The following is a 17,071-nucleotide window of genomic DNA, read 5'->3' as shown; positions in this document are numbered from 1 at the left end:
TTTAGCCTATTAAATTAATTTGGTATCCAATACCAGATATATTTTTTATACTCTGTTTAGAAATTTTTTTTCTAAGTTCTCGCACAATAGCACGTAAAGCATCTTCAGTCATATATCCATCCCAAACGTAGCTACTAAACTCATCATATTTTACTGCACGTTTAGAGTTTTTTATTAATAGTTCTAAAAAGTGTAATTCTTTCTTTGTAAGTGATATTTGTTCTTTATTTAAAAAAAGTGTTTGGTTTAATATGTCAAATTTATATCCACCACAAATATTAAATATAGAAGACTTTTGGATAATATCATCTGTACAGCTTTCAAGTACAGGTAATAAAGCATCTTCCATTATAGGTTTTACAAGATATTTTATAAGTCCAAGTTCTATTGCTTCAAGTAAATATGAAGTTTCTAAAAATGCAGTAGCAATGATAATTTTAGTATTTTTATCACTTTTTCGTATCTCTTTTATCATCTCAATACCATTTAATTTTGGCATTTTTATATCTGTTATAATAATATCAGGCTTTAGCTCTTTATACTTCTCTAATCCATCTAATCCGTCACTTGCTTCGTATACATTATCACAGTAAAAACTAAGATACTCAACAGCATCTTCTCTAATAAATTGTTCGTCATCTATATATAATATTTTTATGTTTTTTAAATTCTTCATATAAATGCCCTTTTGAATAAAAGTAAAATACAGTTCTATAATAATGGAATAAAGATTCTAAATCTTATTATATCTTATAGAATACAGAAAATGCTTATTCAATTATATATTTTTGATTTATTATAAGACTACTGTTAGATAATTAATTTTTAATATTATGAACTGTCGACAGAAGATAGGAAACAAAAAATAATAGATAAATTGATATAAATTTATCTATAAAGTACCTTTTTTAGGGAACTTAAGTTTTCTATATTAAATAAAGTAAATGTATTTTTGAAACAAAGTAAGAAATGCGAAGCTGCCACCGTAAAAACAACATTAGAAAAAAGTGAAGTTTCAACCTTTGAGATGTAATTCAATTTACAATTAATTGGTATCTTGTCCCCGGATTTTTAAAATTCAATCAAAGTAAGATATTATCTAGATTTAAAAATTATACTTTTGTTATACTTTGATATTATTATGAAATAGAAGACATAAAAGGACAAAAGGTGAAACGAAACAGATTCTTTATTCTAATTTCAATAATATTTTTTCTATTATATATATTTATAATTTACTCTACCTATTCTGAAAATAAATCATATCTACTAACAAATACTAGAGAAAACCAAATCAAATTAGTTCATGCTTATAAAGAGAAATTTGATGAAAGGCTATCTGCTTTAAAGCGCATAGTCGAAACTATGGGTAGAAATCTAACAAAAAAAGATAGAGAAAAAGATTTTGCTAGTATAAAAGAGCTACTTACAAATGCAATGAATTCTGGTAATGGATTTACTAGCGTATATATTGCATATCCTGATAACTTTACTATTTCAGGACGACCTGATTGGTTTTATTCAAAAGACTATATTGCTACACAAAGACCTTGGTATATTGAAGCAAGGAGAAAAGGTAAGACAACTATCACAAAACCATATGAAGGTTCACCTGGTTTTGAAGGAAAGAAATATATAAGTATAGTTTCGCCTATTTATGAAAATGATAAACTTATTGCAGTTATGGCAAGTGATTTAGAACTTGAATCAGTTAAAGAAGAACTGGCAAAACTCTTTCATTTAGAAAAAAGTTTTGCTTTTTTAATGACGAAAAATGCTAAAGTAATTGCCCAGTCAAATAGATTAGGAATTGATTTTTCAAATGAAGAATTAACAAGTTTTCTATATACACTTTCTAAAAAGAAAGAAGGTGATAAGAGTTTTACCTTAGATGATAAATCTTATCTTTTTACATATGAGACTTTGGAAAATAGTGATTGGTTATTTGTATCTGCTTTAGATGAGAATGAAATTTATAAAAATTTAGATCATCAACTTTTTATGAATCTTCTTTCTTCTTTATTTCTATTTGCCTTAGGTTTAGGAACAATATTCTTTTTATCTAAAACACAAAGAGAGCTTTATGAAAAACATAAACTTTTAGGACATTTTGCAAAAAGTCCAACTTGGGGTGTTTTATTAACAGATAAAAATGGAAATATAATATTTATAAATAAAGTATTTGAAAAAACATTTGCTTTAAAAAGTAAAACCCTTTATGGAAAACCATTAAATTCTATTGTTAATCATATAAATTGTAATGAAAATCAAATATCTTGTTTTGAGGATATAAAAAGCAATCTTTTTAAAATGAAATCACATACTCTAAAAAAGAATGGAAAAATATTTAGAGTTCAAATAACTCCACTTCTTAATAATTATCAAAAAGAACTAGAGGGTATAATTGTAACAATAAATGATGTAAGCCATGAAAAAGAGCTGGAAAAAAAAGAGATAGAACATGAACAAATCCTAATTCAAAATAGTAAGATGGCTGCATTAGGTGAAATGGTAAGTGCTATATCTCATCAATGGAGGCAACCTCTTAGTACTCTTTTGATGTTAATTAGCAATGCAGAAGAGATGATTGAAAAACAAAACTTTGAAAAAGCAAATAATTACTTAAATAGGTCACGAGCTAATATTGAGCTCATGAATGAAACAATAAATGCTTTTAGAAATTTTTACAAAGAAAATTTTGGAAAAGGCAATTTTGATTTAGTAAATATAATAAATGAAATAATTCTAATAAGTTCTCCTCAAATGACAATGAATGGCATAGAATTAGAGTTTACTTATGATGAAAAAAACAATTATTCTTGCAAAAGTTACCCTTCATATTTAAAACAAGTACTTATAAATCTAATAAGTAATGCAAAAGATGAACTCTCAAAAATATTAAAAGATAATCCTCTTTTTGATGCAAGCATAAAAATAAATCTATACAAAAAAGAAGATTCTTTTTTTATAATTGTTGAGGACAATGGTAAAGGAATCTCAAAAGATAACCAAGAAAAGATTTTTCAACCATTTTTTACAACAAAAGGTGAACAAGGAACAGGAACAGGTCTTCATCTTTGTAAACTATTAATAGAAAGAAAAATGAATGGAAAGTTTATTTTAGATAGTAGTTCAAATCCTACTAGGTTTATAATTGAATTAGGAGAATCTAATGTATGAAAAAATAGAAGAACTTCTAAAAAACAAAAATATTTTAATAGTAGAAGATGAAGCAAATCTTCTTGAGATTATGGTTGAATCGATTGAAGAGCACGTAAATGAAATTTTTACAGCTAATAATGGGATAGAAGGAGTTGAATTATTTCAATCAAACAATATAGATTTGATTATTTCAGATATTCATATGGCAAAAATGACAGGTCTTAGAATGAGTCATGAAATAAGAAAGTTTGATCCTTATATTCCTATTATCTTTTTAACTGCTTATGATACAGATGAAAATATGCTTGAAGCAATAGAAGTAAAAAGTAGAAGTGTTTTAAAAAAACCATTCGATAAAAAACAACTTTTGGTGTCCATGCTGCTTTCAATGAACTCTTTTAAAGAAGAGTTTACTCTTTTTGATTTATCAAATGGCTACAAATATAATTTGGACACAAAAGAGTTAGTATTAAATAATGAAATAATACCTTTAACGAAAAAAGAACAACGACTTTTAACTCTTTTATTAAAGCATCAAGAACACTCTGTTCCTTTTTCATTAATAGAAAACTATGTCTGGATGGAAAGTGGTGCAACACCCGATGCAATAAGAATGTTTATAAATAAACTACGTAAAAAAATCTACCCAGAACTTATTCAAAATATCCAAGGTATTGGATATAAACTTACATTAAAATAGAAAAACTTCAAAAAAATAAAAAGATTATACTTTATTTATAGTCTTGCCATAAAATTCCTATAGAGAAACAAAAAAAGAAGCTACAGGAGGCTCAAAAATGGCAAATGTAAAAAAGATTGGATTATCTTTATTACTATCATCAGCAATTAGTTTTTCTTTTGCAAATGACACAATTTTAAAAGAGAAAACTAATTTAACTCAAGGTGGAAAGAATATTGGATATATTCAAATATTAACTCCAGTTGATGTTGTCAAAACTTCAAAAGATAAAACAACAATCAAAGTAAAAGGTTTTAGACTAGAAAACTATCCTCAAATGGTAGTAAGAGATATGAAAAGAGGTGAACTTTATGTAGAGTTCAAAGAAGAAGATATTGCAAACAAAGCTTTTAACATAGTTAAAAAATATGAAGATGATTATGGAGAAATTTGGCATGAAGTAGAAGGTGAATTTAAAATTGATTCTAAACAAATTGCTAAAGAACCAGCAAAACTATATTTAAATGCAAAAAAGACATATGAAAGAACTTGTTCAATGTGTCATCACTTACCAGCTTCTACCGCTTACACAGTTAATCAGTGGCCACAACAAATTGAAAGTATGATGGAGCAAGTGGCACTTGATGCTCCAACAAAAAATTTAATAATTAAATATTTACAACAAAATGCTTCAGACGCAAAATAAAGGAGAAATTATGAAACGTAGAGGATTTATAAAATTAGGAGCTGCAGTTAGTGCTGCAACTACAATAAAAGCATCAGGTCTTGATGGTTGGGCAGATATGACAAACTTTGAGAAAAGAACTGCTTTTTCTGCAAACAGATTTGGTATGTTTAATGCAACAATTAAAAGTGGTGAAGTAACAGAAACAAAAGCTTTTGAAAAAGATTATTTTCCAACACCAATGATTAGAGCTACTGCTGATATGATGCAAAATAATACAAGAGTAGAATATCCAATGGTTAGAAAATCATTTTTAGAAGCAAAAGGACCTTCAAAACCTGAGTTAAGAGGAAAAGAAGAATTTGTTAGAGTTTCTTGGGATACGGCATTAGACTTAGCTGCAAAACAAATGAGAACAACTTTTGATAAATTTGGACCAGAGAGTATCTACGGTGAGTGTTACTGGTGGGGTGGTTCTGGACGTGTAAGTTGGGGAAGAACAGTATCTAGAAGAATGATGAGAGTTCTTGGTGGGTTTGTTACTGAATCTGGAGATTACTCAACTGGTGCGGGGCTTGTAATTATGCCTCACGTTTTAGGTGGTTCTTCTGTTTATGATACACCAACAAAATGGAAAGCTATTATTGAAAATGCAAAAAGTGTTGTTATATGGGGATGTGATCCTATTTTAACTAACCAAATTACTTGGTCTATTCCACTACATAGATGTTATGAAGAATTTGCAAAATTACAAAAAGCAGTAGTTGCTGGAAAAATCAAAGCATTTACTGTAGATCCAAGAGTTAATGATACAGCTAGATATTTAGGTTCAAAACATATTGCAGTTAAACCTGGAACGGATCCTGCGTTAATGCTAGGAATGATTCATCATTTATATACTAAAAAACTTTATGATGCAAATTTTATTAAGAAATATACTGTTGGATTTAATAAATTCAAAAAATATTTTATGGGTGAAATTGATGGGCAAGTAAAAGATATTAACTGGGCAGAGGAAATCACAGGTGTACCGTCTAAACAAATTGCTCAATTTGCTGAAACTTTAGCAAAAGAGAGATCAATTATTCTTTGTGGTAGAGCACTTCAAAGACAAGATCATGGTGAACAAAACCATTGGATGTGTACAGTTCTATCTGCAATGTTAGGACATATGGGACTACCTGGTGGAGGAATTGAGTTTTCATTAGCTTACAATTCGTCTGGTGCTGCTGATAAAGTGACTCCAACTATTTCTGGTATTTCGCAATCAATACCAGAAAAATATAATAAGAAGTATCCTAATGCACCTTGGTTAAAAAATCAAGACCATGTTATTCCATCTTCAAGATCAATTGAAGCTTTAGCAAACCCAGGAAAAATAATTGACCAAAATGGTAAGAAAATTAAATTACCACATATCAGATTAATGTATAATGCATCTGGATCTCCATTAACAAGACATCAAGATGTAAATAATATGATTGAACAATGGAAAAAAGTAGATACAGTTATTACTGCTGAACCATTTTGGACTTCTACTGCAAAAATGTCAGATATTGTATTTCCCGTAGCTTTAGAGCTTGAAAGAATTGATATTGACCAAACTGGTAGTACAAAAGAATTTATTTTAGCTAGAAAAGCAGAAGTAGTACCAGCAGGTGAAAGTCAAAGTGACTTCTGGATTTGTAGAGAGTTATGTAAAAGATGGGGATATGAAGAAGTATTTACAGAAGAGAAAACTGAGTTAGATTGGGTTAAATCTATCTATGCAGATGCAGCTTCAAAAGGTAAAGCTATGGGTATATCTATGCCATCATTTGATGAATTCTGGGAAAAAGGTTATGTTCAATTCCCTAAAGATGATGAAAAAACATTGAACTATACTAGATATACAGAGTTTAGAAAAAATCCTTATAAACATAAATTAGGAACACCATCTGGTAAGATTGAGATTTATTCTCCAGTAGTTGCTAAATTTGGTTATGACGATTGTAAAGGATACCCTTCATGGATTCAGCCAAAAGAGTGGCTAGGAAATAAAGAAGTTACTAAGAAATATCCATTACATTTAGTTTCTCCTCACTCTAAATATAGACTTCATTCTCAAATGAATAATAGTTATCTTAGAGGTCTATATGAGAAATCTGGAAGAGAGCCAATCCTAATGAATGCTAAAGAAGCTAAAAAAAGAGCTATTAAAGATGGTGATATTTTAAGAGTATTCAACGATAGAGGTGAAATCTTAGCTGCAGCTCATATTACAGAAGAAGTAATTAATGATGTAGTTATCATGTGTGAAGGTGCTTGGTATTCTCCTGAAATTCCAGGTGAAAAATCACTATGTCAACATGGTAATGTAAATATCCTTACTATTGATAAAGGTACGTCAAAATTAGCTCAAAGTAATATTGCACATACTGCTTTAGTTCAAATAGAAGTATTTAAAGGTGTATTAAAACCAATTAATGCTTTTACTAAACCAAAAATTATTCAAGGTTAATAATTATACTTAAAGGGTTTCATTATTTAAGAAACCCTTTATTAGCAGTTCCGAGGAGAATCGTCATCTTAAAATAACTTGAAGTTTTAAAATTTCTAATTTTTTTTCGTACATTTTGATTTGGAGAGGATGTATTGAATTGAATCATCCTTCCTAGAGTATATTGTTTATACCAGTTTACTTGATATAATTCATCATTACTCAATGAGTCTATTAAGTTCAAAATGTCATTGTTGACTTTTTTATGTTCATTTAGTAAATCTTGAAAAGACCAGTTTACATAATCTGCATAAAATTTTTGTGCTAACTTTCCTAGTTCATTCCATTTATAATTTGTTTCAGGAAAATCAATTTGTTCATTTTTTGATTTTTTATCATACCATTTTAAAACTAATTGACTCCATCCAATTAAATAAGATAATGTATCACATACACTAATTTGGGTATTTTTTACATTACCTTCTACTTTATCTATTCTTGTTAAGTCATTAGGAATGTTTTCATAGTCTTTATGTAACTTACTAAAACTATCTTTTATTGCATTTAGTAGTTCATCTTTATTTTGTGGAATTGGCACATATTTTCCTTATAGTTAACCTTTGAATTAAGTTACAAAGCGATATTTCCACTTTAACTTAAAGAAAACTATAAGTTTATTATTTTATAAAATTTAAATAAACCGCAATTTAGCGTCGTTAACTTAATATCTTGTTATACACTATCACTGCTTTGATTAAAAAATTCATTCAATTCATTATTTAATTGCTTTGAGCTTTCTAAAATTGTTATTGGATCACCAACAATCACATCACATGTAAATGGTACAAACAAAGCTTCACCTTTAGGTAATGAATTACCTAGCCCTTTCATATATAGAGGAGTTACAGAAGTATCTTTACTATCCTTTAATAGATAAAAAAGTCCTTTTTTTAATCTAGTCATTTGTTCTGGTTTCCCTCGGCTTCCTTCTGGAAATAAGATAAGAATGTCCTTTTTATCTAAAGCTTCATGACAAGGTTTAAATAACTCTTCTTGAGAAGAAGAACCACTTCTATCTAATGGTATAATACCTATACAGTATGTTGAGATCCAAGCTATAATTTTATTTTTCATAAAATAGTCAGCTGCAGCAACGGGTCTAATTTTATGAATTATTGATAATGGATATAAACTCATTACAACCATTGTATCTAAATGACTATTATGGTTTGGGGCAATAACTGTTGCACCTTTGACAGGAAGCTTTTTTCTATCTTTAATATTTAATCCTAAGATAATAAATACTATTGGTTTTATTATAAAAGCAAAAAATAGTATTTTAATTAATCTTTTCATAGTTAATACCGTACATAGTATAAAAAGTGAAAGAATAGCGGTGCTGTATAAAGTAAACTATCTAATCTATCTAAGATTCCACCATGACCCGGTATTAATGTTCCAGTATCTTTTATTTTTATATCTCTTTTTACACTTGAAATAATTAGATCACCGAAAAATCCACCAATTGAAATAATCACACCTGCAATAAAACCATAAATCATATTAAGCGGAGTTAATAATGGTGCAATAAATCCTGATACGATAGTAATCGTAACAAATCCTCCTATAAAACCTTCCCATGTTTTATTTGGACTTATTTTTGGAATAATTTTATGTTTTCCAAATAATTTACCAAACACATATTGTGATACATCATTTAGTTGTGTCATAAAAAGTAAAAACAATACTGTTCCAATTGCTCCGGCAAAATTATTTTGTATAGGTAATACCAATAGATAGGCTATATGACTTATACTAAACACAGTTAACATAGCAGACCAATGTATAGTGCTAGATGATTTAATAAATCCATCTGTTTCTCCAATAAGTATAAGCCTAATTGGTATAAATAAAAATAAATATACAGGTATAAATATTATAAACATTCCATACCATCCAATGCTTACCCAATAGTATTGCAACGGTATAGAAAGATATACCCAAAAAATTGCTCTACGGTCAACATGTCTAATAGGTACAATTGATACAAACTCTTTTAAGGCTAAAAACGATAAGAATGCAAAAAAGAAAATTGCTGTTTTCTGACTAATACTTAAAGATATAAAAACAATACCTATCATCCACCACCATGATTGTATACGTAACTTTAACTCTGTGAAATCTTTTCCTTTTTCTTTATTACGTTTAAACATATAAATGATCGTTGAAAGAATAAGTATTATTACAATAATTAGCATAGCATTAAATGAGTTTTGAGGTATATTAAACATCATTTCCATCCTCTAATATTTTATATATAGTGTATGTTCTATTTAGAACTGTAAAAAATGATCCAATTGTAATAATAAACAATGAAATAGATAATATAATATAATTTTGCCCCATAAAAATAGATTCAAGTGGTGTTAAAATAAGAGCAATAGTTAATAAAGCCATTCTATGTTGTTTTGCCATTGGACCTTTAAAAATTGCACCAGCACCCATACTACTACCTAAAACTCTTATATAAGCTGTCATCATTGCAAAAAGTGCAGCCAAGTATCCTATTTCTATATATGAAGTAAAATACCCTAAAGCAATAAATAAAATACTATCAGATACTCTATCTGGGATATCATTATATAACTCTCCTGATTTTGTACTTTTACCACCTTCAAGAGCAACCATCCCATCAAATAAGTTACATAAAAGTCTCATCTGAATAAATAGTGCAGCTAAAATCGAATATAGCCATATATTACTAAAGATAAGTACAATACATATTGAGGATAAGATTGCAAAAAATATGCTAAATATTGATATTTGATTTGGTGTAATTGATTGCTTACTTAAATAACTTGCAATACTTTTTGACCAAATATTACCTCTAATCTTTAAAGGTCTTCTTGATTGGTTATCAGACATTGTATTGTTCCTTTTTTAATTTTTAGTGTTGTATATAATGAAAATAAAAATGCAATAATAATTGGAGGGGTAATTGTATTTAATATATCATATGTATTAATTACAAAATGAATAATAATAATTAGAACTGTAGTTATCATAATAGTTAAAATTGAAGGTAAAATAAAATATATACTTTTCTTTGGCAATAGAGTATAAAAATAATCAACAAAACATATTATTGATAGAGACATCAAAGCACTATAAAGGCCTTGAATTAAAGCAGATATAAGTGCATTATCACTATCCATATTAATAAAATAAGCCCAACTCCCCCATATTATAAATGCTAAGAAGGATGATATTTGGTTGAATTTATTTTTCAAATTTATCCTTTAATGTATAACTACTTATTAGTAATACATTATGCATTAAATACATCTAAAACTACCTAATAGTTTTACACTTAAGATGTTAACCAATTAAATATAAATAAATACCTAAAATAAGCTCTTTTAAATAAAAATATTTCATATTACAATATTTTTTGTAATATTTACAATCTTTTTATATAATTTTAATATTAGATTATTGACATATATCCTTAATGGCATATCAACATGATAAATATATCAGGAGTGCATGGCAATTTCTAATCACCCCCTCTCAATCAAATACCCCAACCCCTTCTTAGAAACAATAAAATCATCATCAGCAATCTTATCTTTAACCCTTTTTATAACCGTACGCATAGTAGCATCAGAAGTATTGATATCATTCCAAATAAACTCTTTTAAGTACTCTTTTGTTTTTATCACTTTTATATTTTTTGCAAGAGCTTCGATTAGAAGTTTCTCTTTTTTTGTCAAATCAACCAACTCATCATTTTTATAAAGTTGTTTAGTTTTTCTGTTATATTTATATGTACTATTTAAAACTACTAATTCATCCTCAACTACTATATTTGATTTATCTTCTAGGACTTTTGATTTTACTTTCTTTAACATCACCATCATATTCTTTACTTCCAAAGGTTTTACAAAATATGAAATGACATTTAGGTTTATTGATTTGAAAAGATACTCTTCATCTTTGTATGCTGAGACTATTATGAACTTTTGATTTTCATTTACTCTTGTGATATTTTCAATCATAGTTAGTCCATCTACATTTGGCATTTGGATATCTGTTAGAACTAAGTCAAAAGTTTTATTTTCATTGTATGCTTTTTCATACAAGTCAAATCCTTCTTCTCCATCACAGGCAATTTTTACTTCATCAAAAACTGTATCAAGATAGAAACTTAATATCTCCCTTGCGTCCTCTTCATCTTCAACTAATAATACTCTTGTAATATATTCGCTCATTTGTTATCCTATGAAGTTAAATATTTAGTGTGATAATAAACTTCACACCCTCACTTATATTTTCTACTTCAATTTTTCCTTTCATATTAGTTTCTATAATTGATTTTGTCATGTAAAGACCTATTCCAGTACCTTGCATCTCAAACTTTGTTGTAAAATATGGTTCGAAGATTTTGTATAAAATCTCTTCATCTATATTTCCACCATTATTAGTTATTTCTAAATTCATTTTTTCATTATCTTTTTTCAAAGATATATTAATATGTGCCTCAAAGCTTTCTTTCTCTTTTTTCATCAATAAAGCATCTTTTGCATTATTTAAGATATTTAATAAAGCTTGTTTTAGTTCATTTTCATAGTTTGTTATTTTTACTTCTTCATACTCAAAATTTATTTTTATATTTTGAATTTCATATTGATTTTTTACCATGTAAAGCAAAGTATTAATACACTCATTTACATAAAACTCATTTTTTGATTTTGAAGGTTTATAGAAGTTTCTAAAATCATCAATTGTCTCACTCATATACTCTATATGTTGATTTGCTTTATTCATAAACTTATCAAGTTTTTCATCACTTACATCTTTATTTTTATAATTATCCCTTAAAAATTGAAGTATCAAAGAGACATTATTAAGTGGTTGTCTCCATTGGTGAGCGATATTTCCAAGCATCTCTCCCATGGCTGCTAATTTGTTTTGTTGAATTAGGATTCTATCTTTTTCTCTATTTTTAGCAAGTTCATCTTCAACTTTTAATTTAAGTTCCTCTTCACTTAGCTTTATTTTTGTGATGTCGTTTAAATACCCATAGAAGTGACTTACTTGTCCTGAGTGGTTTTTAATAAGAATTACCCTACTTGATATCCATCTTACTTCATTTGCAGCATTTATCATTCTACAAGTAAAAGTGAAGTTTGGCAGATCTTTTTTTACTGCTGCATTAATAGCAACTTGTACACTTGCCACATCTTCTTTATGAATAAGATTCATAAATCTCATATTCTCTTTTTCAAACATATTTTTACTAAAGCCAAAAGTTTGAATACTATTTGAGATATATTGAACAGATAGATTTTCATTATTGACAAGTTTAAAGATTACGATTTTTCCATCTTCAACTAAAAGTTCAATATCCAATAACTCTTTTTTCATTCTTTTATTTTTGTCTATATCCATAGACATCATAAGCATTCTATCTAATTCATTATTTTCATCAACAAAAGATTTACCCCTTGCAAGTACCCATTTAAAGCCTTCACTTTTTGTTTTTAATCTATATTCACAAACAAATGTATCATCTGCTTTTGCAAATATTTTATCAAATAGTTTTTCTACATTTACTTTATCTTCATTGTGAATCAACTCAAACCAATCAGAAAATGTAATTAGTTCATCCTTTTTATATCCAAACATATCTAACCATTTATCTGAAAAATATATTTTTTTAGTCTTAAAATCTATATCCCACAAACCATCATTTGAGGCAATAATTGCCAACTCAAATCTTTTTTTCCAATGTATTAGAGATACTCTTCTATCTTCAAGTTCATCATTGTATTCTGTAATGATATTTTTAATAAAACTTGTAAAAAGATAAGTAAGTAAAATAAGAAATCCAGCACCTATTAAAATATAAATAAAGATTCTAAATAACAAGGTTCTATAATCTTTTTTGATTTTATAAATTGTATCTTTTAGTTGGTTTTCAATAATACTTTTATCATAAAAGCTAGAGACTAAAAAGTCAAATTTATCATAAAAATAACTAAAGTTTTTAAACTCATCACTATAATCAAAATTGTTCAAATAATGTTTTATAATTTTGTATGATTTATTATATTTCTTATTTTTAAATAATTCACTTGAGTCTTCATACTTTTTATTCCCATTAAAATTATAAGTCTTTTGAGAAATAATATCATAAAACCATATTGGAAATTTTTTTGTATTAATTGCATTTATGATAGCAGTTTTAGTAATCTCTTTGATTGAATTAATTGTAGAAAATGAACCTATAAAATACTCTTTCTTATTAATAGTTACTTTATCAAAAAAACTCAACCTTACTGTTCTTGCAACATCATCTTTCCAATATTGAAGATTATCATTGCCTTGTGAATATATATATTTTAAAATAAACTCTTTATATTTTTTATCTTTATAACTATAAATAAGATTTTGCAAATATAAAATAGAACTTTCACCATATAAAATTTTTAAGTCATCTTTTGTAAAAATTACAATATTTAAGTCGTTTGTATTTTCTATATTTTTTATATAGCTATCTAAGTTTTTTTTATCTTTTAATTTATTTGCTTGTATAAATCCAACTACTTTATAAGTGATATTTTTAAGGTGTATTTCTTCTTGGGAAAAGCTGTTTTTTAGTTTTTTATCTATATAAGATGTAAATGTAGTTATCTCTTCTTTTTTAGTAAATTCGTAGTTTAAAGAGTATTTCTGTTTTAAAAGGTCTATTTCTCTACTTTGTTTAGAATCCAAAATAAAAAAAGTAATAAGAAAAGATAATAAAGCGATTACAATTATAAATATAAGTGGTATTTGCGAATATAATCGCTCTATATCTGTTAAAGTGTATTTCTTTTTATTTTTAATAAGCATTTATCTACCTGTTTCATAATTGTTTCAAGTGATACAATTATAATGAAACTTTATTAAATATAGCTAATTAATTAAAAATTGTCCTACAGATCTATCTTTTTTTAGTCTACTGTACTCAACTACAACCCCATGCATAGAGATATAAATACCAGATTTTACCTCAGCATTTAAGAATCCTAAAGCTTGTGAAAAATTCATAGTAGCTTCAACCTCATCAATACTCATAGGAACCATAGCACCTGTGAAAACTATTACTTTTCCTTCAATCTTTCCATCAAAGAATTTTGAAGTTAAATCAACAGTATCAGTTCCATGTATGATTATAATTTTATCACTTGTACTATTTTGAACTTCTTCTAGAATAGTCTCTCTATCTTCATCTGTAAAATACAAACTATCTTTAGAGACTATATTTTTAATATCAAAAGTTACATTGTGACAAGATTTAATTATCTTGTCCAATGCTACATTATCAGGAGGAACTTCAAGTTCACCTTTGATAGGGTTATATCTTTTATTAAAAGTTCCACCAGTATTTAAAACAGTGATTTTCATTGAACTTCCTTTATTAAGTTATTTACCATATTTTCAGGTTTTAATAACTCATCTAATTCTTCTTTTGTAAATAATTCTTGCTCTAAAATAAGGTCATATACTCTTTTATTTGTTGCTAAAGCTTCTTTTGCAATTGCTGAACTTTTTTCATATCCTAAGATTGGATTTAAACAAGTTACTAAAGTAACAGAGTTTAAGATATTATTCATACAAACATCTTCATTTGCTGTAATACCTTTAACACATTTTTCACCTAAAGTATAAAATGCTCTTCTCATCATATTAATAGAAGTGAATAGTTTATATGCAATAATTGGTTCAAATACATTAAGCTGTAATTGTCCACCTTCACAAGCAATAGAGATAGTAGTATCTGCACCTATTACTTCAAAGGCAACTTGATTTACAACTTCAGGGATAACTGGATTTACTTTTCCAGGCATGATTGAACTTCCAGGTTGCATTGGAGGAAGATTTATTTCATTGAATCCTGCTCTTGGCCCTGAACTTAAAAGTCTAAGGTCATTACATATTTTAGAAACTTTAATTGCAACTCTTTTTAGTATTCCTGAGATATGAACAAAAGCACCTGTATCTTGAGTAGCTTCAATTAAATCTCCAGCTGCAACATAATCAACTCCTGTTACTTCTCTTAGATTACTTATTACTTTTCTTTGATATGTAGCTTTTGAGTTTATACCAGTACCAATAGCTGTTGCTCCTAGATTTACCTCTTTTAAAAGTGTTTGGGCATCTCTTAGTCTATAAATATCTTCATCAATCATAACTGCATAAGTTTTAAACTCTTGTCCTAGTGTCATAGGAACCGCATCTTGAAGCTGAGTTCTTCCCATTTTAAGTACATCTTTAAATTCAATTGATTTTTCTTCAAAACAATCTCTTAAAAATCTCAACGAATCTTTTAGTTTATAAATTAGTTCATGAAGTGTAAGTTTTATTGCTGTTGGATATACATCATTTGTAGATTGACTCATATTTATATGATTATTTGGATGAATAAATTCATATGCACTTTTTGGTTTTCCCATAATTTCTAAAGCTCTATTTGCAATTACTTCATTTGCATTCATATTTGTAGAAGTTCCAGCTCCCCCTTGGATTGGATCTACTATAAACTGATCATGAAATTTCCCATCAATAATCTCATTACAAGCTTGAACTATTGCATCTCTTTGAGCATCCGATAAGTCCCCTAACTCAAAGTTTGTTAATGCACAAGCTTTTTTTACTCTTGCAAGTGATTTTATAAAATTTGGAAATAATGATATATCTGTTTTCGTAATATAAAAATTCTCTTTTGCTCTTAATGTTTGTATCCCATAATACTTATCTAAAGGAATCTCTTTTTCGCCTAAAAAATCTTTTTCTATTCTGTGTAAAGTTTGCATAGCCCCTCTTTTTATAATTTAAATTAACAAATATTATACTAATTAAGTTTGTAAAAAGTGTGCTTTTAATTAATTAGTATAAATTCATAATGCAATGGTAAACTTAACTATATAAAAACCTCCTAAAACTAACCAAATAAATAAGATAGAAGCTAAAATAATAGGTCTAAATCCCACACCTTTAAACTTATCAAAACTAGTTTCCATACCTAAAGCAGTCATTGCCATAGTTAAAGCAAAAGTATCAAAAATATTAATAAGATTTACACCTTTTGCAGATATAAAATCAAAAGAATTAAATATAACTACAAAGATAAACATAACTGCAAACCAAGGAATAGTGATTTTCTTTTTCTCTTCACTTTTTGATATTCCAGTTTTAATTATAAATATAGATAAGATTATCAAAAATGGAGCTAATAACATAACTCTTATCATCTTAACAATAACTGCATTTTCTGCCACTGTGCTACTTATGGCATTACCAGCACCTACTACATGTGCTACTTCGTGAAGTGTTCCACCAATATATACTCCCATATTAGTTGCATCAAAAGGTACAAGTCCTGCTTTATACATAAAAGGGTATAAAAACATAGCTATAGTTCCAAAGATAACTACAGTTGAAACTGCAATTGCACTTTTGTATGCCTGTGATTTTAATACTGACTCAGTGGCTAAAACTGCAGCTGCTCCACAAATAGAACTTCCTGCACTAATTAAGATAGTTAATTCTTTATCCATCTTTAATATTTTTACCCCTATAAAATATCCTATTATAAAAGTAAAACTTACAACTAAAATTGCTACTGTAAATCCTTGTAAACCTACATCTTGTAAGTTTTGTAAAGTCAATCTAAAACCATAAAGAACAATACCCAATCTTAAAATTGTTTTTGTTGAGAATTTTATACCAGTATTCCAAGTTTGAGGGAATTTACTTTTTATAGTATTGGCATATATCATCCCTATTACAATACCTATAATTAATGGGCTTATTCCTATATTTTTAAATATTGCTAGATTTGAAATATATATCGCCAATAAAGAGAATAAGGCAACAAAAATAATTCCATTTATTGTTCCTTTTCTATTATGTTTACTAAAAGACATCTTAGTTCCTTATTTATTTTTTTGAAGTATAACAGTCTCATTTTAATAAGTAAAATATATTATTTTTAATATAATAATAAATATTTTATATA

General features: G+C 27.4%; 15 protein-coding genes. 4 read left to right on the top strand and 11 right to left on the bottom strand.

Annotated features, from left to right (window positions below; translation table 11 throughout):
* Position 1: 1 nt before the first annotated feature.
* Positions 2 to 676 (bottom strand): response regulator transcription factor, encoded by a 675-nt coding sequence (locus ACNI3D_RS06390; RefSeq protein ID WP_129099705.1) that lies wholly within the window; start codon positions 674 to 676, stop codon positions 2 to 4.
* A 494-nt stretch (positions 677 to 1,170) separates the two neighbouring features.
* On the opposite strand from ACNI3D_RS06390, the gene ACNI3D_RS06385 reads away from it, so the two are divergent.
* From ACNI3D_RS06385 to ACNI3D_RS06370, 4 genes are all read left to right on the top strand, one after another.
* Positions 1,171 to 3,180, top strand: a complete 2,010-nt coding sequence (locus tag ACNI3D_RS06385) for an ATP-binding protein (RefSeq protein WP_419768672.1) — start codon at positions 1,171 to 1,173, stop codon at positions 3,178 to 3,180.
* Positions 3,173 to 3,862, top strand: a complete 690-nt coding sequence (locus ACNI3D_RS06380) for a response regulator transcription factor (protein ID WP_419768671.1) — start codon at positions 3,173 to 3,175, stop codon at positions 3,860 to 3,862. Before ACNI3D_RS06385 ends, ACNI3D_RS06380 begins: the two co-directional genes overlap by 8 nt.
* 97 nt (positions 3,863 to 3,959) lie before the next feature.
* Positions 3,960 to 4,547, top strand: coding sequence for a hypothetical protein (locus tag ACNI3D_RS06375; RefSeq protein WP_419768670.1), 588 nt, complete (start codon positions 3,960 to 3,962; stop codon positions 4,545 to 4,547).
* A gap of 10 nt (positions 4,548 to 4,557) precedes the next feature.
* On the top strand, positions 4,558 to 7,026 hold the full coding sequence (locus ACNI3D_RS06370) for a molybdopterin-dependent oxidoreductase (RefSeq protein WP_419768669.1): 2,469 nt from the start codon (positions 4,558 to 4,560) through the stop codon (positions 7,024 to 7,026).
* A gap of 22 nt (positions 7,027 to 7,048) precedes the next feature.
* Here the strand turns inward: ACNI3D_RS06370 and ACNI3D_RS06365 are convergent, their stop codons facing one another.
* The 10 genes from ACNI3D_RS06365 to ACNI3D_RS06320 all read right to left on the bottom strand — a co-directional run bounded on the left by ACNI3D_RS06365 (position 7,049) and on the right by ACNI3D_RS06320 (position 16,979).
* Positions 7,049 to 7,603, bottom strand: a complete 555-nt coding sequence (locus tag ACNI3D_RS06365; RefSeq protein ID WP_419768668.1) for a ClbS/DfsB family four-helix bundle protein — start codon at positions 7,601 to 7,603, stop codon at positions 7,049 to 7,051.
* A 134-nt stretch (positions 7,604 to 7,737) separates the two neighbouring features.
* Entirely contained in the window at positions 7,738 to 8,361 is a 624-nt protein-coding gene (locus tag ACNI3D_RS06360) for a lysophospholipid acyltransferase family protein (protein ID WP_419768667.1), read from the bottom strand.
* A gap of 2 nt (positions 8,362 to 8,363) precedes the next feature.
* A complete protein-coding gene (locus ACNI3D_RS06355) occupies positions 8,364 to 9,299 on the bottom strand; it encodes a phosphatidate cytidylyltransferase (protein WP_419768666.1) in 936 nt (311 codons plus the stop codon).
* On the bottom strand, positions 9,289 to 9,930 hold the full coding sequence (locus ACNI3D_RS06350; protein ID WP_419768665.1) for a CDP-alcohol phosphatidyltransferase family protein: 642 nt from the start codon (positions 9,928 to 9,930) through the stop codon (positions 9,289 to 9,291). The genes ACNI3D_RS06355 and ACNI3D_RS06350 overlap by 11 nt, the downstream gene beginning before the upstream one ends.
* Entirely contained in the window at positions 9,900 to 10,295 is a 396-nt protein-coding gene (locus ACNI3D_RS06345; RefSeq protein ID WP_419768664.1) for a hypothetical protein, read from the bottom strand. Before ACNI3D_RS06345 ends, ACNI3D_RS06350 begins: the two co-directional genes overlap by 31 nt.
* Positions 10,296 to 10,565: 270 nt before the next feature.
* Entirely contained in the window at positions 10,566 to 11,276 is a 711-nt protein-coding gene (locus ACNI3D_RS06340) for a response regulator transcription factor (RefSeq protein WP_419768663.1), read from the bottom strand.
* Between the two features lie 16 nt (positions 11,277 to 11,292).
* Complete coding sequence (locus ACNI3D_RS06335) at positions 11,293 to 13,902, bottom strand: PAS domain-containing sensor histidine kinase (RefSeq protein WP_419768662.1); 2,610 nt, start codon at positions 13,900 to 13,902, stop codon at positions 11,293 to 11,295.
* A 63-nt stretch (positions 13,903 to 13,965) separates the two neighbouring features.
* The gene (locus ACNI3D_RS06330; protein ID WP_419768661.1) at positions 13,966 to 14,457 is read right to left on the bottom strand and encodes an asparaginase domain-containing protein; all 492 of its coding nucleotides are present in this window, start codon (positions 14,455 to 14,457) and stop codon (positions 13,966 to 13,968) included.
* Positions 14,454 to 15,866: an aspartate ammonia-lyase gene (gene aspA, locus ACNI3D_RS06325; RefSeq protein WP_419768660.1), complete on the bottom strand. Its 1,413-nt coding sequence runs from the start codon at positions 15,864 to 15,866 to the stop codon at positions 14,454 to 14,456. Before aspA ends, ACNI3D_RS06330 begins: the two co-directional genes overlap by 4 nt.
* A gap of 84 nt (positions 15,867 to 15,950) precedes the next feature.
* Positions 15,951 to 16,979 carry a YeiH family protein gene (locus tag ACNI3D_RS06320; RefSeq protein ID WP_419768659.1) on the bottom strand — a complete coding sequence of 343 codons (1,029 nt, stop codon included), beginning with the start codon at positions 16,977 to 16,979 and terminating at the stop codon, positions 15,951 to 15,953.
* Positions 16,980 to 17,071 lie beyond the last annotated feature (92 nt).

Origin of the sequence: Arcobacter siniprincipis (SeqCode), from assembly GCF_048571125.1 — a bacterium.
GTDB lineage: Bacteria > Campylobacterota > Campylobacteria > Campylobacterales > Arcobacteraceae > Arcobacter > Arcobacter siniprincipis.
The sequence above is the reverse complement of the archived record's forward strand: the minus strand, read 5'-3'. Positions and strand labels throughout refer to the sequence as shown.

Excerpts from the sequence above, each read along its gene's own strand:
- aspA (WP_419768660.1), bottom strand. The coding sequence starts at position 15,866 with ATGCAAACTTTACACAGAATAGAAAAAGATTTTTTAGGCGAAAAAGAG.
- ACNI3D_RS06330 (WP_419768661.1), bottom strand. The coding sequence starts at position 14,457 with ATGAAAATCACTGTTTTAAATACTGGTGGAACTTTTAATAAAAGATAT.
- ACNI3D_RS06355 (WP_419768666.1), bottom strand. The coding sequence starts at position 9,299 with ATGATGTTTAATATACCTCAAAACTCATTTAATGCTATGCTAATTATT.
- ACNI3D_RS06320 (WP_419768659.1), bottom strand. The coding sequence starts at position 16,979 with ATGTCTTTTAGTAAACATAATAGAAAAGGAACAATAAATGGAATTATT.
- ACNI3D_RS06360 (WP_419768667.1), bottom strand. The coding sequence starts at position 8,361 with ATGAAAAGATTAATTAAAATACTATTTTTTGCTTTTATAATAAAACCA.
- ACNI3D_RS06375 (WP_419768670.1), top strand. The coding sequence starts at position 3,960 with ATGGCAAATGTAAAAAAGATTGGATTATCTTTATTACTATCATCAGCA.
- ACNI3D_RS06380 (WP_419768671.1), top strand. The coding sequence starts at position 3,173 with ATGTATGAAAAAATAGAAGAACTTCTAAAAAACAAAAATATTTTAATA.
- ACNI3D_RS06390 (WP_129099705.1), bottom strand. The coding sequence starts at position 676 with ATGAAGAATTTAAAAAACATAAAAATATTATATATAGATGACGAACAA.
- ACNI3D_RS06370 (WP_419768669.1), top strand. The coding sequence starts at position 4,558 with ATGAAACGTAGAGGATTTATAAAATTAGGAGCTGCAGTTAGTGCTGCA.
- ACNI3D_RS06350 (WP_419768665.1), bottom strand. The coding sequence starts at position 9,930 with ATGTCTGATAACCAATCAAGAAGACCTTTAAAGATTAGAGGTAATATT.
- ACNI3D_RS06340 (WP_419768663.1), bottom strand. The coding sequence starts at position 11,276 with ATGAGCGAATATATTACAAGAGTATTATTAGTTGAAGATGAAGAGGAC.
- ACNI3D_RS06335 (WP_419768662.1), bottom strand. The coding sequence starts at position 13,902 with ATGCTTATTAAAAATAAAAAGAAATACACTTTAACAGATATAGAGCGA.